20 protein-coding genes, 1 tRNA gene and 1 riboswitch are annotated in these 21,188 nt (G+C 61.3%); of the genes, 12 read left to right on the top strand and 9 right to left on the bottom strand.

Annotation, left to right across the window (positions count from 1 at the left end; genetic code table 11):
- Positions 1 to 86 precede the first annotated feature (86 nt).
- Positions 87 to 164: riboswitch (SAM riboswitch) on the top strand.
- 60 nt (positions 165 to 224) lie between these two features.
- From metA to FKV68_RS19415, 3 genes are all read left to right on the top strand, one after another.
- A complete protein-coding gene (metA, locus tag FKV68_RS19425; RefSeq protein ID WP_180939391.1) occupies positions 225 to 1,151 on the top strand; it encodes a homoserine O-acetyltransferase MetA in 927 nt (308 codons plus the stop codon).
- A gap of 6 nt (positions 1,152 to 1,157) precedes the next feature.
- Positions 1,158 to 2,342, top strand: a complete 1,185-nt coding sequence (locus FKV68_RS19420; RefSeq protein ID WP_180939390.1) for a vWA domain-containing protein — start codon at positions 1,158 to 1,160, stop codon at positions 2,340 to 2,342.
- Positions 2,343 to 2,627: 285 nt separating this feature from the next.
- Positions 2,628 to 3,644: an aldose epimerase family protein gene (locus tag FKV68_RS19415; protein ID WP_180939389.1), complete on the top strand. Its 1,017-nt coding sequence runs from the start codon at positions 2,628 to 2,630 to the stop codon at positions 3,642 to 3,644.
- A gap of 107 nt (positions 3,645 to 3,751) precedes the next feature.
- On the opposite strand, the gene FKV68_RS19410 is transcribed toward FKV68_RS19415, so the two are convergent.
- Together FKV68_RS19410 and FKV68_RS19405 are read right to left on the bottom strand one after the other, a co-directional pair.
- A tRNA-Gly gene (locus FKV68_RS19410) sits at positions 3,752 to 3,826 on the bottom strand.
- Positions 3,827 to 3,900: 74 nt separating this feature from the next.
- A complete protein-coding gene (locus tag FKV68_RS19405; protein ID WP_180939388.1) occupies positions 3,901 to 4,155 on the bottom strand; it encodes a hypothetical protein in 255 nt (84 codons plus the stop codon).
- Between FKV68_RS19405 and FKV68_RS19400 the strand changes: the two genes are divergently transcribed.
- The 4 genes from FKV68_RS19400 (at position 4,154) to FKV68_RS19385 (ending at position 6,901) form a co-directional block, all read left to right on the top strand.
- Positions 4,154 to 4,663, top strand: coding sequence for a prolyl-tRNA synthetase associated domain-containing protein (locus FKV68_RS19400; RefSeq protein WP_180939387.1), 510 nt, complete (start codon positions 4,154 to 4,156; stop codon positions 4,661 to 4,663). The two genes, FKV68_RS19405 and FKV68_RS19400, sit on opposite strands and share 2 nt — an antisense overlap.
- Positions 4,664 to 4,721: 58 nt before the next feature.
- Positions 4,722 to 5,699: a thioredoxin gene (gene trxA / locus FKV68_RS19395; protein WP_180939386.1), complete on the top strand. Its 978-nt coding sequence runs from the start codon at positions 4,722 to 4,724 to the stop codon at positions 5,697 to 5,699.
- Between the two features lie 322 nt (positions 5,700 to 6,021).
- Entirely contained in the window at positions 6,022 to 6,702 is a 681-nt protein-coding gene (locus FKV68_RS19390; RefSeq protein WP_180939385.1) for an LON peptidase substrate-binding domain-containing protein, read from the top strand.
- A gap of 10 nt (positions 6,703 to 6,712) precedes the next feature.
- A complete protein-coding gene (locus FKV68_RS19385) occupies positions 6,713 to 6,901 on the top strand; it encodes a Trm112 family protein (protein ID WP_180939384.1) in 189 nt (62 codons plus the stop codon).
- A gap of 26 nt (positions 6,902 to 6,927) precedes the next feature.
- Here the strand turns inward: FKV68_RS19385 and FKV68_RS19380 are convergent, their stop codons facing one another.
- Positions 6,928 to 7,362, bottom strand: coding sequence for a metallopeptidase family protein (locus tag FKV68_RS19380; protein WP_153436743.1), 435 nt, complete (start codon positions 7,360 to 7,362; stop codon positions 6,928 to 6,930).
- A gap of 166 nt (positions 7,363 to 7,528) precedes the next feature.
- Between FKV68_RS19380 and FKV68_RS33145 the strand changes: the two genes are divergently transcribed.
- The 5 genes from FKV68_RS33145 to bfr all read left to right on the top strand — a co-directional run bounded on the left by FKV68_RS33145 (position 7,529) and on the right by bfr (position 14,333).
- Complete coding sequence (locus tag FKV68_RS33145; protein WP_245181669.1) at positions 7,529 to 8,476, top strand: ImuA family protein; 948 nt, start codon at positions 7,529 to 7,531, stop codon at positions 8,474 to 8,476.
- Positions 8,427 to 9,932: a Y-family DNA polymerase gene (locus tag FKV68_RS19375; protein WP_269808457.1), complete on the top strand. Its 1,506-nt coding sequence runs from the start codon at positions 8,427 to 8,429 to the stop codon at positions 9,930 to 9,932. The genes FKV68_RS33145 and FKV68_RS19375 overlap by 50 nt, the downstream gene beginning before the upstream one ends.
- Positions 9,929 to 13,282 (top strand): error-prone DNA polymerase, encoded by a 3,354-nt coding sequence (locus FKV68_RS19370; RefSeq protein ID WP_180939382.1) that lies wholly within the window; start codon positions 9,929 to 9,931, stop codon positions 13,280 to 13,282. Before FKV68_RS19375 ends, FKV68_RS19370 begins: the two co-directional genes overlap by 4 nt.
- Before the next feature lie 288 nt (positions 13,283 to 13,570).
- Positions 13,571 to 13,882 carry a (2Fe-2S)-binding protein gene (locus FKV68_RS19365; protein ID WP_180941576.1) on the top strand — a complete coding sequence of 104 codons (312 nt, stop codon included), beginning with the start codon at positions 13,571 to 13,573 and terminating at the stop codon, positions 13,880 to 13,882.
- A complete protein-coding gene (bfr, locus tag FKV68_RS19360) occupies positions 13,848 to 14,333 on the top strand; it encodes a bacterioferritin (RefSeq protein WP_180939381.1) in 486 nt (161 codons plus the stop codon). The genes FKV68_RS19365 and bfr overlap by 35 nt, the downstream gene beginning before the upstream one ends.
- Positions 14,334 to 15,018: 685 nt before the next feature.
- Here the strand turns inward: bfr and FKV68_RS19355 are convergent.
- The 6 genes from FKV68_RS19355 to rsfS all read right to left on the bottom strand — a co-directional run bounded on the left by FKV68_RS19355 (position 15,019) and on the right by rsfS (position 21,081).
- Positions 15,019 to 15,546 carry an RNA pyrophosphohydrolase gene (locus tag FKV68_RS19355; RefSeq protein WP_180939380.1) on the bottom strand — a complete coding sequence of 176 codons (528 nt, stop codon included), beginning with the start codon at positions 15,544 to 15,546 and terminating at the stop codon, positions 15,019 to 15,021.
- Positions 15,547 to 15,760: 214 nt separating this feature from the next.
- Positions 15,761 to 16,978 (bottom strand): divergent polysaccharide deacetylase family protein, encoded by a 1,218-nt coding sequence (locus tag FKV68_RS19350; RefSeq protein ID WP_180939379.1) that lies wholly within the window; start codon positions 16,976 to 16,978, stop codon positions 15,761 to 15,763.
- Between the two features lie 155 nt (positions 16,979 to 17,133).
- Positions 17,134 to 18,456, bottom strand: a complete 1,323-nt coding sequence (locus FKV68_RS19345) for a S41 family peptidase (RefSeq protein WP_180939378.1) — start codon at positions 18,454 to 18,456, stop codon at positions 17,134 to 17,136.
- Positions 18,446 to 19,870, bottom strand: coding sequence for a murein hydrolase activator EnvC family protein (locus FKV68_RS19340; RefSeq protein ID WP_180939377.1), 1,425 nt, complete (start codon positions 19,868 to 19,870; stop codon positions 18,446 to 18,448). The genes FKV68_RS19345 and FKV68_RS19340 overlap by 11 nt, the downstream gene beginning before the upstream one ends.
- Before the next feature lie 109 nt (positions 19,871 to 19,979).
- Entirely contained in the window at positions 19,980 to 20,462 is a 483-nt protein-coding gene (gene rlmH, locus FKV68_RS19335; RefSeq protein ID WP_180939376.1) for a 23S rRNA (pseudouridine(1915)-N(3))-methyltransferase RlmH, read from the bottom strand.
- 127 nt (positions 20,463 to 20,589) lie between these two features.
- Positions 20,590 to 21,081: a ribosome silencing factor gene (gene rsfS, locus FKV68_RS19330; RefSeq protein WP_180939375.1), complete on the bottom strand. Its 492-nt coding sequence runs from the start codon at positions 21,079 to 21,081 to the stop codon at positions 20,590 to 20,592.
- Positions 21,082 to 21,188: the final 107 nt, after the last annotated feature.

Here is a 21,188-nt window from a genome sequence, read left to right as displayed (position 1 = left end):
TGGCGGGGAGAACGTGGCCGGCAGGCTGGATGAGAGGGCCGCCGGCGAATCGTTTTTCGTTGACCGCGCGGCCCGCGGCGCGCTATCAAATGGACCGTGGTGATTTGGCCGGCCGGCTTGCAGCCACGTTAAAGAAATCGCTAAAGGGCCGAGGAAAAATGGATTTCCAAGGACCGGTCGCGATCATCTCGCCGCCGGTTTTTTTGTATTGATCGAGTGGACCCATGCCCATCAAGATTCCCGATACGCTGCCCGCCTTCGAAACCCTCGTGCATGAGGGCGTGCGGGTGATGACCGAGACCGTGGCGATCCGTCAGGATATCCGCCCGCTTCAGATCGGGCTCCTGAACCTCATGCCGAACAAGATCAAGACCGAGATCCAAATGGCGCGGCTCATCGGCGCCTCTCCGCTGCAGGTCGAACTGTCGCTCGTGAGGGTTGGCGGTCACCGGGCGAAGAACACCTCCGAGGATCACCTGCTCGCCTTCTATGAAACCTGGGAAGAAGTGAAGGGCCGCAAGTTCGACGGTTTCATCATCACCGGCGCGCCGGTCGAGACGCTCGAATACGAGGACGTCACCTACTGGAAGGAGCTGCAGCGCATCTTCGACTGGACGGCGACGAACGTGCATTCGACGCTGAACGTCTGCTGGGGCGCGATGGCGGCGATCTACCATTTCCACGGCGTTCCGAAATATCCGCTCAAGGAAAAGGCCTTCGGCGTCTACCGCCATCAGAACCTGAAACCGTCCTCGGTCTATCTGAACGGCTTTTCCGACGACTTTGCCGTCCCCGTTTCACGCTGGACCGAGGTGCGCCGCGCCGACATCGACCGCGTGCCGGAGCTCGAAGTCCTGATGGAATCGAAGGAAATGGGCATCTGCCTCGTGCACGAAAAGAAAGGCAACCGGCTCTACATGTTCAACCACGTGGAGTATGATTCGACCTCCTTGTCGGACGAATATTTCCGCGATGTGGACGCCGGCGTGCCGATCAAGCTGCCGCACGACTATTTCCCGCACAATGACGCGGACCTGCCGCCGCAGAACCGCTGGCGCAGCCACGCGCATCTCTTCTTCGGCAACTGGATCAACGAAATATACCAGACGACACCCTACGAGCTCGAAAAGATTGGCGCCGGAGACCATTGAGCCCCAATGTTCATCCCCTTCTTCCTCGAATTGAAGGCCGCGAAAGTCCCGGTGACGCTCCGGGAATTCCTGTCGCTGATCGAGGGAATGGAGACGGGGATCGCGACCTTCGACGTCGAGGCCTTCTATTTCCTCGCCCGTGCGGCGCTGGTGAAGGACGAGCGCCACATCGACCGGTTCGACAGGGTGTTCCGGCAATGTTTCGCCGGCCTGGAAGCGGTCTCCCCATCGGAGGCCTTTGGTGAAGCAGCCATTCCCGAGGAATGGCTGAAAAAGCTTGCCGAGAAATACCTGACCGAGGAGGAGAAGAAGCTCGTCGAGGCGCTCGGCGGCTTCGACAAGCTGATGGAAACGCTGCGCCAGCGGCTTGCCGAGCAGACCGGCCGCCACCAAGGCGGCTCGAAATGGATCGGCACCGCCGGCACCTCGCCGTTCGGCGCCTATGGCTACAATCCGGAAGGGGTGAGGATCGGCCAGGAGGGCTCGCGTCACCGGCGCGCGGCAAAGGTCTGGGATCGACGCGAATTCAGGGACTATGACGACACCGTCGAGCTCGGCACGCGCAACATCAAGGCGGCGCTGAAGCGGCTCAGGCGCTGGGTGCGTGAGGGCGCTGCCGAGGAGCTCGACCTTTCCGGCACGATCCGCTCGACCGCCGAGCATGGCTATCTCGACGTGGTGACGCGGCCGGAGCGGCGCAACGCGGTCAAGCTCCTGATGTTCTTCGACGTCGGCGGATCGATGGACGATCATATCCGCGTCGTGGAAGAACTCTTCTCGGCCGTGCGCAGCGAATTCCGGCACATGGATTATTTCTACTTCCACAATTGCGTCTATGAGGGCCTGTGGAAGGACAATCGCCGCCGGCGCGCCGATGTCACCCGCACGGCGGAACTCTTGCGCACCTTCGGCGGCGACTACCGCGCGATCTTCGTCGGCGACGCCTCGATGAGCCCCTATGAGATCAGCCATCCGGGCGGTTCGGTCGAATACTGGAACGACGAGGCGGGTGCGCTTTGGCTGCAGCGGATCACGGCGCATTTCCCGCGTTCTATCTGGCTCAATCCGGTTCCCGCGGAGCATTGGCGGCATACCCAGTCGATCGCCATGATCCGCGCACTCTTCGGCGGCCGGATGTTCCCGCTGACGCTCGCCGGCCTGCAGGCGGCGACGAGGGAATTGTCGCGCTAAATTGACGGCCACGCCTCGTTTTTCCGCGGCGGTACTGCCCTCACTGTGACCCCCCGCCTGCGAGCAAAAGGCACTTGGACGGCGGAGCATATCTCCTCTCCCGGGCAAGCGGGGAGAAGCCCGCGACAGCGGATGACGGGGCAGCCGGGACGTACGCAGAGGAAAAGTATGACTTTCCGGTTGCCGCGCCGCCGGAAATGCCGCAGGTTGACGCCGACTTAGAGCGGGACGGGGCACGCGTGCGGTATTCCGGTTCCACGTCTGATCCGGTGAGAGGGAGACTAGATGAGCACGGAAATGGAAATCTTCGGTCGCCTGCCTTCCGGTGAACCGGTCCATCGCGTCACGCTCAAGGGCGGCGGCCTGACGGCGAAGGTGATCACCTGGGGGGCGGTCATCCAGGACCTGCGGCTCGAAGGGCACCAGCCGCCTCTGGTTTTGGGTTTCGAGGATTTCGACAGCTATCCTGCGCATTCGTCCTATTTCGGCGCCACCCCCGGCCGTAACGCCAACCGCATCGGCGGCGGGCGGTTCACGCTCGACGGCAAGAGCCATCAGCTCGAGCTCAACGAAAGGGGCGTGACCCATCTTCATGGCGGCAGCAGCAACATCGCCAAGCGCAACTGGACGGTCGTCGACCTTGCAGAGGATCGCGTGACGCTCAGGATCGCCGATCCCGACGGACGGGCCGGCTATCCCGGCAACTGCACGGTCACCTGCACCTACACGGTGAAGCCCGGCGGCGTGCTGAACGTCGTTTACGAATCGGAAACCGACGCGCCGACACTCGCCAATGTCTGCCAGCACAGCTATTTCAATCTCGACGGCAGCGATGACGTATTCGGCCATGACATCATGATCGCCGCCGACCACTATCTGCCGACGGACGAGCGGCAGGTCCCGACCGGTGAAATCCGCGCCGTTGCCGGCACGGCCTTCGATCTCAGGGAAATGACCTCGCTGCGGCGGCAAATCGAAGGCGAGAAGATCGCCTACGACCACAATTTCTGCCTCTCGCCGGAGCGGATGGACAAACATTCCGTGGCGCTGGCGCGCAGCATCAATTCCGGGATTTCGCTGGAAGTGCTGACGACCGAGCCCGGGATCCAGCTCTATACCGGCTTCAAGCTCGATGTGCCGGTGCCGGGACTGGAAGGCCGCCATTACGGCCCCTTCGCCGGCTTCTGCCTCGAAACGCAGATTTGGCCCGACGCCATCAACCACGAAGGTTTCCCGAAGGCGGTGCTCAGGCCAGGCGCCACGCTGCGCCAGGAGACGGACTATGTGTTTATGAAGAGCTGAGGGGGAGTGACCAAAACGGTGAGAACGGAACGGCCCGCCGTCTGCCAGATCAGATGGTTCCGGCGACAAAAGCCAAGAATAACAACAAAATGAAGTGGTTGGGAAACTGGAGCGGGTGAGGCGATTCGAACGCCCGACCCCAACCTTGGCAAGGTTGTGCTCTACCCCTGAGCTACACCCGCTCATCATCCTCAGTCCGGGGGTAGTCGGTGGACCGTGGTGCCGCCCCGTCTTGCGGCGACGGGCGCTATATGGCCTAAGCCTTTTTTAAATGCAACAGGGAAATGACGCAAATGCGAAGAATTTTTTCGGGGCAATCCAAAAAGCCCGGAAATGCCGGTGTTTTCGACTGATGCATGTCGGCAGGAGTGTGCAGTGGGATATGGGTGCGAGCGGTTTTCGATCGCATACCGCTCCAGCCGATCAGAATCGCCGCGCCCGAGATTGCGGAGCGCGTCTGTTCTCCGTAAAGCAAGGCGGAAATCGACACGGCAGGAAGGATTTTGAGCATGAGCGAGGCTGAGCCGAAGACCGCGGAGGACCTGTTCCGTTTTCTCGACGACCTTGGGATCGAACACACGACGAAACGCCATGCGCCTGTCTTCACGGTCGCCGAATCGGTGGCGTTGCGTGATGAAATTCCCGGCGGACATACAAAGAACCTGTTCGTGAAGGATAAGAAGGACAATTATTTCCTGCTGACGGTCGAGGAGCACGCGACGGTGGACCTGAAGACGGTCCATCAAATCATCGGTGCGGCGAGCAAGGTTTCCTTCGGCAAGCCGGAAAAGCTGATGGAATATCTGGGCGTCATCCCCGGCGCGGTGACCGCCTTCGGCGCGATCAACGATACGGGCGGCAATGTGAAGTTCATTCTCGACGAAGCGTTGATGGAATTTGACACGATCAACTGCCATCCGCTTTCGAACGACCAGACGACTTCGATCGCGTCGAGGGACATGCTGCGTTTCATGGAAGCGACAGGGCACGAGCCGCTTGTCTTGAAAGTGACGACCTGACATACGATCTTTGGCGCGGATGCATGAAGTCGGACGGCAAGTCCGCGAGGAGAGAAGAATGAGCGGTAGCGACAATCCCTATGCAGGTTCTTTCGGCAACCAGATGACGGCTTCGGCTTCGTTCGGCGGCCAGCCGGCGCCGAAGGCCGCGGCCGCAGGCGATCTGATCAAGGAGACGACCACCGCCACCTTCTCCCGCGACGTGCTGGAGGCCTCACGCGAGCAGCCGGTTCTCGTCGATTTCTGGGCGCCCTGGTGCGGACCCTGCAAGCAATTGACCCCGGTGATCGAAAAGGTCGTGACGGAAGCCGCCGGCCGGGTGAAGCTCGTCAAGATGAACATCGACGACCATCCCTCGATCGCCGGCCAGCTCGGCATCCAGTCGATCCCTGCCGTCATCGCCTTCGTCGGCGGGCGTCCGGTCGACGGCTTCATGGGCGCCGTTCCCGAAAGCCAGATCAAACAGTTCATCGACCGGATCGCGGGGCCTGCCGTGAGCGATGGCAAGGCCGAGATCGAGGCCGCCCTGACCGATGCGAAGGCATTGCTCGATGCCGGCGAGGCGGAAAACGCCGCCGGCCTCTACGGCGCCGTCCTGCAGGCTGAGCCGGACAATGCGACCGCTGTTGCCGGTATGGTCGACTGCATGATTGCGCTCGGACAGATTGCCGAGGCGCGCCAGGCGCTTTCAGAATTGCCGGAGGAGCTTGCAAAGGACGCGGCCATCGGCGCCGTCTCGAAGAAACTCGACCAGATCGAAGAGGCGCGCAAACTCGGTGATCCGACGGCGCTCGAGCATCAGCTGGCGCTCAATCCGGATGACCACGCGGCGCGGCTGAAGCTTGCCAAGATCCGCAATGTCGAAGGCGACCGGAACGCGGCCGCCGAACACCTGCTGTTGATCATGAAGCGCGACCGCAGCTTCGAGGACGACGGCGCCCGGCGCGAACTACTAGGCTTCTTTGAGGTCTGGGGGCCGAAGGATCCGGCGACGGTCGCCGCGCGGCGCAAGCTTTCGTCGATTCTTTTCTCTTAAAGCGCGTCGGAGCTACTGCATGCGTCCTTAAATCGACTTCGATTTAAGGACAAAGACATGCAGCAATTCAAAGTGCTGCAGCGATCTTTGCGCGTCGGATAAGACGCGCGTGCTGTAGGCGACGCGCTTTAAGTCGTTGCCGTTTGCATGTCGTTGTCCCGAAACCGCTGCACACTTTCGGGCGACATGCATTAAGCGGCAAGACTGCAGCAGGATCCGCGTCTTTTTCCCTTGAGATTTTCGAGGGACGCACCATTTCTTGATCGGAGGGTCGTGCCTGGCGATGAGGCGCGGCAAGCCGGTATCTGCAAGGTCTACCAGAATGCATGTCGGAAATGCGCGTTACCTCGGTCCTCAGGACGTGCCGGAGATTCTTCCGGTATTTCCGCTGACGGGCGCGCTCCTGCTTCCAGGTGCGCAACTCCCGCTCAATATCTTCGAACCGCGCTACCTTGCGATGTTCGATGACGCGCTCGCCGGAAACCGGCTGATCGGCATCGTCCAGCCCTCCTTCTCCGAGGGACGCAACGATATCGACTCGGCGCCCGTGCCGGCGCTTTGCCAGGTCGGCTGCATCGGCCGCATCACCTCCTTTGCGGAAACCGGCGACGGGCGCTACATCACCTCGCTCACGGGCGTCTGCCGCTATAGACTCTTCGCCGAGGTGGCCGGCTGTCGCGGCTACCGTCGCTTCCGCATCGGCCCCTTCGCAACCGATCTCGACAGTCCGGACGACGAGAGCCTCGTCGACCGGGAAGCGCTCCTGGCGGCTTTCCGGGCCTATCTAGACGCCAACAAGCTGGAGGCGGATTGGGAAAGCGTGGAGCGGGCGAGCAACCGCACGCTCGTCAATTCGATGGCGATGATGTCGCCCTATGGCCCGGCGGAAAAGCAGGCGCTTTTGGAGGCGCCCGACCTGAAAACCCGCGCCGAAACGCTGATCGCGATCACCGAGATCGTGCTTGCCCGCAATTTCGGCGACCTCGACAACATCCTGCAATAAGCGCGAAGCGATGGATATCAACGCCAGCAAGGTCGACCCGAAGCTCCTCGAACTGCTCGTGTGCCCGCTGACGAAGGGGCGGTTGAGCTACGATGCCGAAGCGCAGGAGCTGGTTTCCGAAAAGGCCCGTCTCGCCTATCCGATCCGCGACGGCGTTCCGATCATGCTCGTGTCGGAGGCGCGCAAGATCGAAGACTGAGGCTCGCGTTGAAGGTCGGTGAGGGACTAGCCGCCTACGTGTTCGACGCTTGCCTCGATCCGCTCCATGTCGTCGTCGGAAAGGCCGAAATGGTGGCCGATCTCATGGATCAGCACATGGGTGATGATATCGCCCAGCGTTTCCTCGTTTTCCGCCCAGTAGTCGAGGATCGGGCGGCGATAGAGCGTGATCCGGTTCGGGAACTGGCCGGTCTCCATGGTGAAGCGTTCGCCGATGCCGCGGCCCTCGAACAAGCCAAGCAGGTCGAAAGGTGTTTCAAGCGCCATGTCTTCGAAGACGTCGTCGCTCGGAAAATCGGCGACTTCGATCATGAGGTCGGTCGTCAGCTTGCGGAATTCCTCCGGCAGATGGCTATAGGCTTCAAGCGCAAGCAGTTCGAATGTACTGAGCGTCGGTGCGTGGCGTTCCCGCCAATCATCGGTCTGGTCAATGCGGGCCATGGGCACTCCTTGTTGCCCTCATATAACGATTTCTCCTTTGTTTTTCGAGTGTTGAATTCTGCACAGGCCGAGTGAGGAATAAATTCTCAAACTTGGTTGTTGACTCTTGCGGCAGGCTCTGGAATCCATAAGAACATAACATGAACATCTGGTGGAGCCGACCGTCATGGCCGAGAAAGCCGTGCAGCGGGAAACCGTTCTTTCCCTCCGCGAAACCATAGCACAGATTGAAAATCGACGGCTGCCCGGGATCATGCGCGCAGCCAAGGCGGCCGATCCTGCCGGTTTCCGGCGCAAAAGGGAGGAGGCGTCCTGCAACAAGATCCTGCCCCTTGGCGTCCCGCCGCTCGATGACGTGCTCGACGGCGGGCTGCCGCTCGAGGGCATGACGGAAATCCGCAATGTCGAAACGCGCGATGCGGGTGCCGCCGCCGGTTTCGTGACGGCGCTTGCGGTACTCTGTCAGCGGAGAAAGAAGGAGAAAGGTCATCTGGCGCCGGTCCTTTGGATCAGCCAGGCGCTTGCCTCTCGCGAGGCCGGGTTTCCCTATGCGCCTGGCCTCAAATCCTATGGGCTCGACATCGAGCGCTTCCTGTTCGTTTCGATACGCACGGTCAAGGATGCGCTCTGGGTTGCCGAAACGGCTCTTTCGGTACCGGTCTTCGCGGCCGTCGTTCTGGAAATCCGCGGCAATCCCGACTGTCTCGCCTTGAGCGAGAGCAGGCGCCTGCATGTAAGGGCCAGGGCGGACGGAGTGCCTCTTCTTCTCTTCCGGCAGGCGGGCGAGGAAGAGGCAAGCAGCGCCTTTTTCCGACTTCAGATCAAACCGGCATTTGCCGGCGAGCGACCTCTCCCCGATGGCTCGATGCTTTGCGGCAGCATTGGCCATCCAGCCTTTCACGTCCTTGTCGAAAAAAGCAGGGCTTACGCCTCTGCCGATATCTTTCTGGAATGGAATGCCCATGACCGCCGCTTCTATCCCATCGAGCAGTCCGTCGCTCCTCAGGCAGACGGGCAATCAGCGAATTCTGTCGATCCATTTTCCGCATCTGTCGGCCGATCGAGTGGCGCGGATTCGCTGGGGCGCCTCCTGGCTTACGCAAGGGCGTCCTGATCATCCGCCCGTCGTGTTCGCTGCCAAGATCGACAATGCCATGCGGCTCGTCGCGCTCGACACGCTTGCCGAACGGGCAGGCCTGAAGCGAGGCCAAGGGGCGGCGGAGGCCCGCGCCATGTGTCCGTCGCTCGACGTGATCATCGAGGATCCGGCGGCGGACCGGGCCTTCCTGGAGGGGCTTGCCGACTGGTGCGATCGCTATACGCCGCTGGTTGCGCTCGACGGAAAGGATGGCCTGTTCCTCGACATCACCGGCTGCGCCCATCTTCACGGCGGCGAGAAGGCGCTGGTCGACGACGTGCTTTCGCGTCTCTTCCTGCTCGGCGTCGAGGCGCGGGCAGTGATCTCCTCCTCTGCGGGCCTCTCCTGGGCGGTTGCCCGCTATGGCGGTGCGGCCGTCATCGCGCCAGAGAATGCCGAACGGGTTCTCGCACCCCTGCCGGTCGCCGCCCTGCGCCTGCCGGCGGAAACCGCCGCCCTGCTCGAGCGGGTCGGGCTGAAGCAGATCGGTGATCTTCTTCAAGCACCGCGCGCGCCCCTGGCCCGGCGCTTCGGTCCTTCTCTTCTCCTGCGGCTCGATCAGGCGAGAGGCCACACGGACGAGTCGCTCTCGCCCCGTCTCCCCGTTCCGAGCTTTTCCGCCGAACGCCGACTTGCCGAACCGCTTCAGGAAGAAGAGCACATTCTTGAACTGGCGCGGCATCTTTCCGGTGATGTTCGCCTCTCGCTGGAGCGGCATGGCGAAGGCGGGCGTCTGTTCGAGCTTCTCCTCATTCGCGTCGATGGCCGGGTGTTTCGCATTCAGGCACATGCGGCCGTTCCCTTGAACGACGCCGATCGGATCGCGGCTCTCTTTCGCGAGCGGTTGCAGGCGGTTCATGATGACCTCGATGCCGGATATGGTTTCGAGATCCTCCGGCTATCCGTCCTCAGAAGCGAAAGGCTAGATCCTGCCCAGGAGGATTTTTCCGGCGTTCCCGATGAAAGCCAGCCGCTGGCCGCCTTCGCCGACAAGCTATATGCCCGCTTCGGGCCGGATTGCCTGACGGTTGCGACCCTTGCCGAAAGCCATCTGCCGGAACGTGCCGGCGGATTTGCTCCTTTGGAGGATGTCGCGGCGGTCATCGGATCCCGTCCGGTCGATGAAAAAGTCTTCCCCGAGAATCGCCCGCTTCGGATTTTCACGCATCCTGAACTTGTCGAAGCGACGGCCGAGGTGCCTGATGGCGCGCCGCGCAGCTTCAACTGGCGCAAGACCCAGTATCGCGTCGCCCGTGCCGAAGGGCCGGAGCGGATCGCCGCCGAATGGTGGATCGATGGGGAGGGGCATCCGACCCGCGACTATTTCCGGATCGAGGATCAGGAAGGTCGCCGTTTCTGGTTGTTCCGCGAGGGTCTCTACGGAAGGGAAACATCCTCGCCCCGCTGGTTCATGCATGGAGTTTTCGCATGAGCGCGGATCCTGCCTTCTACGAGCTTGGCGCGCGCACGAATTTTTCCTTCCTGGAAGGAGCGGCACCCGCCGAGGAAATGATCGTCTTTGCCAAGAAGGTCGGGCTTGCCGGCCTCGGCATCGCCGATCGCAACAGCGTCGCGGGCGTCGTCCGGGCCCATGCCAAGGCAAAAGTGGAGGGATATCCTTTCCGGCCGGGCGCGCGCCTGGTTTTTGCCGACGGCACGCCGGATATCCTCGCCTATCCAAGAAACAGGAGGGGGTGGGGGCATCTGTGCCGCCTGCTCAGCGCCGGAAACCTGCGCTCGAAGAAAGGAGACTGCACGCTTTATCTCGCGGATCTTTTCGCGTGGCAGGAGGATCTTCTCCTCATCGTCATGCAGGGCGAGGGGCGACCGGACGCAGGCCTTCTTGGAAATATCCTGGAAAAGCTGCAACAGCATGCGGGCAACAGGCTCTATCTCGGAATGACGCCGCGTTACGACGGCTTCGACCGGCATGATTTCGCCGTTCTTGCCGCTCTCGCCCGGAAGGCCGGCGTGCGGCTTCTGGCCACCAATGACGCGCTCTACCATGATCCGCAATACAGGCCGCTCGCGGATGTCGTCACCGCCATTCGGGAACATGTGACGGTCGCCAGCGCCGGCTTCCTTCTGCAGAAGAATGCAGAAAGGCACCTGAAAGGCCCGAAGGAAATGGCGCGGCTTTTCAGCGATTATCCCGAGGCGATCGTCAATGCGCGCAAGGTCTTCAAGCGTCTCGCATTCAACCTTGACGAACTCAGCCACCAGTATCCGGATGAAAACGCCGAAGGCGAAACGCCGGCCGAAACCTTGAAGCGGCTTGTCGCCGAAGGCGCGGCCGAACGCTATCCTGCCGGTGTGCCGGAAAAGGTGGAGCGGCAGATCGAATATGAGCTCGAACTCATCAACGACAAGAAATACGAGCCCTATTTCCTGACCGTGCATAAGCTGGTGAAGTTTGCCCGCAGTGAGAAAATCCTTTGCCAGGGGCGGGGGTCTGCGGCCAATTCCTCGGTCTGCTTCTGCCTCGGCATCACCGATGTCGATCCGCAGAAGTTCACCCTGCTTTTCGACCGGTTCCTGTCGCGCGACCGTGACGAGCCGCCCGATATCGATGTCGATTTCGAGCACGAGCGGCGCGAGGAGGTCATCCAGCACATCTACAGAACCTATGGCAAGGAGCATGCCGGGCTGACGGCCGCGGTGATCAGCTACCGCTCGCGCTCGGCCGGGCGCGAGGTCGCCAAGGCCTTCGGCCTTTCGGAGGATGTCCAGTCGGCGCTCGTGAGCCCGATCTGGGGCTGGAGCTCTTCGGCCTTCACCGAGGACCAGGCAAAGGCTGCGGGTCTCGATGCTTCGGATCCGCTCACCCGCCGCGTTCTTGGCTATGCCAGCCTGCTCTTGAACTTTCCGCGACACCTGTCGCAGCATGTCGGCGGCTTCGTGATCACCCGCGACCGGCTCGACGAGGTGGTGCCGATCATGAACACGGCCATGCCCGACCGTTACATGATCGAATGGGACAAGGACGACCTGGACCATCTGAAGATCCTGAAGGTCGACGTGCTGGCGCTCGGCATGCTGACCTGCCTCGCCAAGGCCTTCAAGCTTCTGGAGGCGCATTACGGCGAGCCGAAGAAGCTCGCGGAAATCTATCAGGATCATCAGCCGGCCGTTTACGACATGATCTGCCGCGCCGACACGATCGGCGTTTTCCAGATCGAAAGCCGCGCGCAGATGAGCATGCTGCCGCGCCTGCAGCCGCGCGAAATGTACGATCTGGTGATCGAAGTGGCGATCGTCCGCCCGGGGCCGATCCAGGGCAACATGGTGCATCCCTACCTGAAGCGACGCGAGGCGCAGCGAAGAGGTGAAAACGTTTTTGATTTTCCGAAACCGGAGTTGAGGCCGGTCCTTGCCCGGACGCTTGGCGTGCCGCTGTTCCAGGAACAGGCGATGCAGATCGCGATCACCGCTGCCGGCTTTTCGCCCAGCGAAGCGGACCATCTCCGCCGCGCCATGGCGACCTTCAAGCGGACCGGCACGATTCATACCTTCAAACAGAAAATGATCGATGGCATGGTCAGGAATGGTTACGAGAGGGATTTTGCCGAGCGCTGCTTCAAACAGATCGAAGGCTTCGGGGAATACGGCTTTCCCGAAAGCCATGCCGCCTCCTTCGCCTCCCTCGTCTATGCCTCGTCCTGGTTCAAGGCCTATTATCCGGACATCTTCTGCGCGGCACTCCTGAATTCGCAGCCGATGGGCTTTTATGCACCTGCACAACTCGTGCGCGATGCCCGCGAACACGGGGTCAAGGTGTTGCCGGTCGATATCAATCACTCGAGCTGGGACGCTCTGCTCGAAGGTGGCGGCCCGTTCGACAAGAAGGCGATCCATCCGCGTCATGCCGAAATGGAGAATGTGATCAAGACGCAAAAGGCGGTTCGACTCGGTTTCAGGCTGGTCAAAGGGCTAAGACAAAAGGATATGGATGCGCTTGTTGCGCGTCGGGGCGGGGGATATCGCTCCGTCCATGATCTCTGGATGCGTTCGGGGCTTACCCGGTCCGTTCTGGAACGTCTTGCGGATGCCGATGCCTTCCGATCCATCGGCCTCGATCGGCGGGCGGCCCTCTGGGCGGTGAAGGCGCTGGACGAGGCGTCTGCGGTCGAGCGCCTGCCGCTTTTCGATGGCGCGGGTTCCACGGATCTGAGAGCCGAGCCGGCGGTCACGTTGCCTCACATGCTCCCTGGAGAACATGTCATCAACGACTATCGCTATCTGACGCTTTCGCTGAAGGCCCACCCTGTTTCCTTCATGCGGGAGGATTTCTCGCGAATAGGCATTTTGACCAGTCGCGATCTGGCGGCGACCGCCGCAGGAAGAAGGGTCACCGTCGCTGGCCTTGTGCTCGTTCGCCAGCGCCCAGGGTCAGCCAAGGGCGTTATCTTCATGACGATCGAGGACGAGACCGGCGTTGCCAACATCATCGTCTGGGAAAAAATGTTCAAGAAATACCGGGCGCAAGTGATGGGCGGGCGGCTTGTGAAGGTCCGTGGCCGTTTGCAGAGCGAAAGCGGCGTCATCCATGTGGTCGCCGAGCATATCGAAGACATAACGCCCATGCTTGGCCTCTTGCGCAATGAAGCACGGCGCTTCGCCGCCAACGACCGTGCGGACGAGGCCTTGCGGCCGACGGCCGACGCCCCTGAAAAGAAGGCGCTCAAGCAAATGCGGCTGGCCCTGCCGGCCCGTGCAGACCAGCACCGGGATGGGGTAACCGAGGTGGCCGATGTCATGCCGAAAGGGCGCAACTTCCACTGAGGTCCAGTGAGATCACTCCATTGGCTTGGTGAATTCACGAGGTTTGCGACACCTCGGCCGCGCCTGTGTAAAAATGTCGCAGGTGATCCGGTCGAAATTGCAAGTTCTGGAAGAAAAAACGACTCCTTAGAATCGGCTAATGTAATGAAAATGCGATGGTTTTCCTCAAGTTTAGAATGCCTCTAATATACCCCTCAACTTTACGGGGAGGAGTTTTTTCTTGACGGCAAATATCCTCTTTTGCTTTATGCGAGAAATCAGGGCGTTGCGTTTGATAGGCGAGACGAGATGCTGGTTTGCAGCTGCAATTTCATCACCGAAAAAGAGATCGAAGACACGATCATCAGCCTGCTTGACCAAGATTGTTGGCAGTTGATCGTGCCGGCGAAGGTCTATCACGCGATGGAAAAACGCGGCCGTTGCTGCGGCTGCTTCCCGAATGTCGTCGACATCATCATCCGTACCACCGAAGAATATCACGCCCGTCGCGACTCGACGGAAGCCGAGATATTTGATTTCATGATCCGCCTAAAACAATTCCATGAGGAAAACCGGAGGGCGGATCTTGAAAGGCGACAAAAAGGTCATCGAGCAGCTTAACGAAGCGCTCTATCTCGAACTCGGCGCCGTCAACCAGTACTGGCTGCATTACCGCCTCCTCGAAGACTGGGGGTACACGCTTCTGGCAAAGAAGGAGCGTGCCGAATCCATCGAGGAAATGCACCACGCCGACAAGCTCATCGCACGCATCATCTTCCTCGAAGGCCATCCCAACCTGCAGACGGTCGCGCCGCTGCGGATCGGGCAGAACGTCAAGGAAGTGCTCAAGGCCGACCTTGCCGGTGAATACGACGCCCGCACGGCCTACAAGAAATCCCGCGACATCTGTCATGACGCCGGAGACTATGTCTCCATGAAGCTCTTCGAGGAACTGCTCGCCGACGAAGAGGGCCATATCGACTTCCTCGAGACGCAGATCGATCTTCTCGAGAAGATCGGCGAGCAGAAGTACGGTCAGCTCAACGCTGCCTCGGCCGACGAAGCCGAATAGCGCAGCCCACTGCATGTTTCCCTGAACCGTAACCGGTTTAAGGACAAAACATGCAGCAATTCAAAAGCTACAGCGTCCTTGTGCGTCTGAAAAGACGCACGGCGCTGTAGCGAATTGCCCGCGCCGCGCAACCAAACGCGGCGCTTTCTCTTCGCTCGTCAATCAAATATCGGGGGCAACCTGGCTCCTCACCTAACCCCCGCGGGCGAGGGGGACGCCGGCGGTGCGGCAATTCGAGGTGCGACGGCTTTTTGTGCGCGCCCGATGAGGCGCGCGCGATGCTGCGGGTGACGTGAGCAGGGGGGTGGCATCGCCCTTCCCCGCTTGCGGGAGAACGTGGCGGCAGGGGCAGATGCGGGCGGAGAACCTTTTAAAGCGCGTCGCGTTCAAACGGCCTCATGCGACGCGCTTTACTTTACAGCGCCGTGCGTCCATCAGGACGCACAAAGGACGCTGTAAGTCTTTGAATCTACGCATCGTGCTTTCCGAAAATCGATTCCGATTTTCGGGCCGATGCGCTACTGCATGTCGCCTTTAATCGTAGCCGATTAAAGGACAAAGACATGCAGCAATTCAAAGTGCTACAGCGTCCTTTGCGCGTCTGAAAAGACGCGCGGCGCTGTAGGTCATTGCTTTCATGCATGTCGTTGTCCCAAAACCGCTGCACATTTTTGGGCGACATGCATTAGCGCACCAGACGGGAAAAGGTCGCAACGACCTCTTCATAGACCTTGCGCTTGAAGGGCACGATCAGATGCGGCAATTCGTGCATCGGCTTCCACTCCCACGCATCGAATTCCGGATCGTGGCCGCCGGGCGGTGGGTTGATGGCGATTTCGCTTTCCTCGCCTTCGAAGCGGAAGGCGTACCAGCGCTGTGTCTGCCCGCGGTATTTGCCTTTGAGGCCGATTCCTATCAACTGCGGTGGCAGATCGTAGTTGATCCAGTTCGGCGCTTCGGCGAGCAGTGAAACCGAGCGAATGCCGGTCTCCTCGTAGAGTTCCCGGTAAGCGGCCTTGAGCGGATCCTCACCCTTGTCGATCCCGCCCTGGGGCATCTGCCACTGTTGCGGCGAGCCATCATATTCCGAATTGCCGACGGCGATCCGATGCCCGGCCCAGACAAGGCCTTCTCGGTTCAGGACCATGACGCCGACGCAGGGCCGGTAGGGCAGGTCTTCCGCCTTCACGACCTTGCTTTTGTCCTTGCTCATACTGATTTCCCTTCTGTCGTCCCCGCTGCATGTTTCCTTAAATCGTAGTCGACTTAAGGACAAAACATGCAGCGATTCAAAGTGCTACAGCGTCCTTGGCGCGTCTGATAAGACGCGCGGCGCTGTAGGCGTTGCCAACCCGCATGACCCGATGCAATGTCGTAGCGATACGGCGGCCCGTTTGGAGATCGCGCCCTGTTTCGCCCCGCTTATCTCACTTTTGTTGCGGATCCTTGACGAGCGCCGAAACGCCGACGAATTCGATGCCGCGCCCGCCGGCCTCCTGCATCCATTCGGAGATTGCCGCCACGCTTTCCTCGAAGGCGGAGGCGACACCGATCGCCGTGCCGTTGCGCCTTGCGACGCGCTCCAGTTCGTCGAGCTTGCGCAGGATCGCGCCGCGGCTGAGCTCGCTGTCGACGATGACATCGGCAAAGCCATGCGGAACGTCGAAGGCGCCGGCCAAAGTGCCCGAGAGAGATTGCGCCGATGTGCCGTCGTCGAGAAAGAGCAATCCGCGCTTGCCGAGGTCGCGCATCACCGGCTCCAGCGCATCGGCGTCGGAGAGGAAGCGTCCGCCGAGATAGTTCATGATGCCGGTATAGTTGGTGATCTGACCCATGCTCCGGTGCAGTTCGGCGAGGTTCTTCGTGGCGCTCAATGAAACGCGGAGCGCGTGCGGGCCAGGATCATTGTCCGGATAGTCGAACGGCTCCATCGGAATCTGCAGCAGGATCTCATGGCCGTCGCGTCGCGCGTCCTGCATCCAGCGCTGCAGGCTGTTGCCGGCGGCGGCAAAGGCAAGCGTCACCTCCGGTGGGAGGTCGCGGATCGCCCGCTGCGTTCCGGTCTGGCTGAGGCCGAGCCCGCCCAAGACCAGCGCAATGCGGGTGCCTCGCGCGCCCGACCACGGCCGCGCATACTGATCCATCGGCCTAAGCCCATCCGGACCGGCGATCGGCAGTCGGCCCAGCGGGCTGTCCTCCAAAAGGTCGTCGTTCGGCAGCGCCGCCATGCGCGGATCCTGGCCGCGGACGGCTCCGACTTTGATGAATGCCGGGCCGTCGCTTTCGCGTGATCGCGGCGTGTATTTCGTCACCGCCGCCCCGTCGTTGGTCAGCATCTCTTCGACATGGGCGCCGGAAAGTGCGCCGTCCGGGCGAAGAGGACTTTTCCGCCTTCCGGCGGCATCAGCCTTTCCGGCAGTTGCCGATGTCTCTCCAGCCGATGCGGCCTCTTTTGAGGCAAGTTCCGGAGGCTCGGGCGCATGGGTAAGTCCATCGGGCGATAAGGCGCTCCAGGCGGAAAGGCTGACGACGGTGGCTGCACAGAGGCTGATCAGCGCATAGCCGAGGGATCTGCGGAAGTCGCGCCGACGCGCGGGCCTCACCTTCCGGTTCTGGCCAAGTGGGGCATGGAGATCGGTTCCCAAACGGAGCCTCGGTCGACCTGAAGGAAATTACCGGTGATGGACTGCCGCTCACGAAGAATCATCAGATTCTCGCGGGCCATTACCGTTGCATAATATAAAGGCGCCGGGTTGAACAGCCCGGCGCCCATGTTGACGAATTTCTCGATTCTGCTGGCTTACTTCTTGAGCTCGGCCTGCTCCGGATTGGCCGGGAAGGTTGGATCCGTCTTCTTGCCACGCAGGAGATCGAGCGCATAGTTGAGCTGGATATCATCCTTGGCTTCCGGCGGCACGTAAGCCACGGAGCCGGAACCCTCATCGTCCTCGCTCTGGCCCTTGATGTGGCCGCGCAAGTCGGATTCGCCCTGCGCTTCCACCTTGCCCAGAAGCTCCGGCGGCAGCGGCTGCTCGACCTTGATGTCCGGCGAGATGCCTGTGCCCTGGATCGATTTGCCGGAGGGCGTGTAGTAGAGCGCCGTCGTCAGGCGCAGCGCGCCGGCGTCGCCCAGCGGAATGATCGTCTGGACCGAGCCCTTGCCGAAGGACCGCGTACCAAGCACCGTGGCGCGCTTCAGATCCTGCAGCGCCCCGGCGACGATTTCCGATGCCGACGCCGAGCCGCCGTTGACGAGCACGATGACCGGCTTACCGTCGGTGAGATCGCCCGGCGTCGCATTGAAGCGGCGGGTCTCGTCCGGGTTGCGGCCGCGGGTCGAAACGACCTCGCCGCGCTCGAGGAAGGCGTCCGAAACATTGATCGCCTGGTCGAGCAGACCGCCCGGATTGAGGCGCAGGTCAAGCACGTAGCCTTTCAGCTTGTCCGCCGGAACGTCCGCCTTGACCTTCTCGATACCCTTCTTCAGGTCGTCGAAGGTCTTCTCGGTGAAGGAGATGACGCGCAGATAGCCGACGTCGCCTTCGGTGCGGTATTTCACGGCACGCACGGCGATCACGTCGCGCACGATCGTCAGCTCGATCGGCTTTTCCGCGCCCTTGCGCAGAATGGTGAGCTTGATCGGCGTGCCGACGGCGCCGCGCATCTTGTCGACAGCTTCCTCGAGCTTCAGGCCGCGAACGTCCTGGCCGTCAATCTTGGAGATGAAGTCGCCGGCAAGCACGCCGGCGCGCGCAGCGGGCGTGTCGTCGATCGGGCTCGTCACCTTGACGAGATCGTCTTCCATCGTCACTTCGATGCCGAGGCCGCCGAATTCGCCGCGCGTCTGTGTGCGCATATCCTCGGCGTCCGTCGAGTTCATGTAGCTCGAATGCGGGTCGAGAGAGGAGAGCATGCCGTTGATGGCATTCTCGATCAGTTTGTCATCCTGCGGGGGCGTCACATACTGCGCCCGCACGCGCTCGAAAACGTCGCCGAAAATCGCCAGTTCGCGGTACGTCGACGAATTGGCTGCCACGGCCGGAATGGTAGCCGAATAGACGACGCCCATCGCCGTCGCACCCATCAGCGCCCCGACCAGAACAAGTGAAGCTCTACGTATCATTTCGCGCCTTTCCAACCTCTGCTGCGGACCACCACGGTCGGGAATCGACCGGTTTTCCGTCTTTTCGGAATTCAATGTAAAGCGTCGGCCTGTCAGTTTCCAGCGCCAAGGCCGCCGCACTCGCCACTCTTTTTGCACCCATCGTCGCCAAGGGCTCCCCAGCCACGACGAACTGTCCCGGCCGGACACTGACATTTTCCATTCCCGACAGAACGATATGGTACCCATCGCCGGGATTGAGAATGATCATCTGCCCGTAGCTGCGGAAATTTCCCGCGTAGACGATCCACCCATCCGCCGGCGTTGTCACCAGCGCGCCTGCATTGGTTTCCAGCATGATGCCCTGCAGCGAGTGCCCGGTGCCGTCTGCATCGCCAAACTGCCGCAGGATTGACCCCGCGACGGGATAGGCAAGCCTCTCCCGCAACTCCGAAAATACGTATGCGGGCGCAATGCGGTTTTTGTCGGGCACCGCGTTGCGGGCGATCTCGCGGGCCTCTTCGCGCTCGGCCTCGCTCATCCGCCGGCGCTCCTCTTCTTGCGCGCGAGCGGCCGCAGCGGCGTCCCGCACCGAGGAGATCTCGGTCTCGAGCGACGAAATCAATCCTTCGAGGTTGGTTGCCTGCGAGGCCAGTTCACGGGCCTTGCGCTGCTCGACCGCAAGTTCGTTCGCATTCTGCTGCCGCAGCTTTTCCTTCTCGGTGACCAGCATCGACATGCGACGCTCTTCCTCGAGGTTGGCCGTCATCGCCGCCGTCAATTCCTCGCGCTGTTTTCCGATGCCGCTGCGAATGTTCGCGAGCGCTTTCAGATCGGCGACGAGACTGTCGGTCTGCTCGCGCATCTCCGGCACGACGGCGCCAAGGAGGATTGCACTGCGAACGGAGGCTAGTGCGTCCTCCGGCGTAACGAGGATGGCCGGCGGCGGATTTCGGCCCATGCGCTGCAGCGCGGCAAGCACTTCGGCAAGTATGCCACGTCGGGCACGGAGCGACCGCCGCACCACGTCCTCTTTGACGCGCAGGTCGTTGAGCTTCTTCTCGCCGTCGGCAATCTGCTGCTCGAGCCCACGCCGTTTGCTTGCCGAGTCGACGATCGCAGCGCGGAGCCCCTCATTGCTCTTGTCGATCTCGGCGATCGTCTGCTCAAGCGCTTCGGAGCGCTCGCGCGACAGGGTAATGGTCTTGGAAAGCGCGTCGAGCTCGCTGCGCGTGCTGTCGCGCCGCAGCGCCAGATCGGCGGCGGGGTCTGGCGGTCCCTGTTCGCTCGACGGCGCGCCGGCGGGAGCCGCGACGGTTCCATCCTGGGCAGCAGCCGACGCGATTACGCCGAGGAGAACGGCCAATGCCGCGGCACCGCGTCCGATCCGACGCGCCGCCCATCTCAAATCGGCACTTTTTTCTCGGCGCGTCATCCGGCCCGATGTGTCTCTCAAAAAAATAGGTAAGAAACCCTAATCTGATTTGGCCAAGCCAACCAACACATAATCGTGTTATCGCGCCCGTGAATAGGCCCGCGTTTCATCAAGCGCGGTGATAGGGATGGCCTGAAAGGATCGTCACGGCACGGTAAAGCTGTTCGGCTATCAGGATGCGCACGAGTTGGTGCGGCCAGGTCATCTTGCCAAGACAGAGAATCGCGTCAGCGCGCGCGTGCAGCGCCGGGTCCAGGCCATCGGCGCCGCCGATCGCGATCATCAGGTCGCGCTTTCCGCTGTCCCGGAATGAGCCGATGAGCGAAGCGAAGGCCTCCGAATCGATCGCCTTTCCCCGTTCGTCGAGCAGCACGAGCAGGCTGCCGTCCGCGAGCGCTTTTTCAAGCTGGGCGGCCTCTTCGCGCTTGCGCGTCTCCGCGTTGCCGGCGCGGCTCTCATTCACTTCCACGACCCGGGCGAAATCCAGCCCCAGCGCGGGTCCCGCCTTGGCGAAGCGGTCGAGATAACGGCTCGCAAGGTCCTTTTCCGGCCCCGCCTTCAGGCGGCCGACTGCGAAAAGTCCGATACGCACGACTCGATCATCCCCACCGGTGCCAGACCGATCCTGCGAAACGACTGGCAAAATCACTCTTGCTGCCATCAGCCCGGCCGGGCGATGACAGCCGCATTTCCATTCGACACCGGCGCTACGGCGCGTCTCAGTGCAGGGTACCGTCCTCGATTTCCGGAGCCGCCCACATCTTTTCGATGTTGTAGAACTCCCGGATCTCCGGCCGGAAGATGTGAACGATCACATCGCCGGTGTCGATCAGCACCCAGTCGCCACCTTCAAGGCCTTCGACGCGGGAATTGCCAAACCCTTCGTCCTTCAGGTCCGTGATCAGGTGGTCGGCAATCGCCATCACATGCCTGTTCGACCGCCCGGAGACGACGACCATGAAGTCTCCCAGCGCCGATTTTCCGGCAATGTTGATGGTGACGATATTTTCTGCTTTCGAGTCCTCTAGGCTTTCGAGGACCAGGTTAAGCGCACGGACAGCGGCTTCGTCGCTTGATTCCGTGCTGCGCGGGTACGCGGTTGCCGCATAACCCTTGGCGTGTACTGTTGTCAGGGTCTTTCCTTTCCAAAAGAACAGAACAGGCACTTCCGATTCGATGATCAGGATCGAACCGTTTATAAATGTAGGCATCAAACCATGAGGGTTTCAAGACGCGAGAAATGAATCATGGGAATTCACGCAGATTTCACTACGGTTTGTTCCCTTAAACTGAAGCCGGTTTAAGCATCAGAACAACA

Origin of the sequence: Sinorhizobium mexicanum, from assembly GCF_013488225.1 — a bacterium.
In the GTDB taxonomy this organism is placed as follows: domain Bacteria; phylum Pseudomonadota; class Alphaproteobacteria; order Rhizobiales; family Rhizobiaceae; genus Sinorhizobium; species Sinorhizobium mexicanum.
This window is presented reverse-complemented; position numbering and strand designations above follow the sequence as displayed.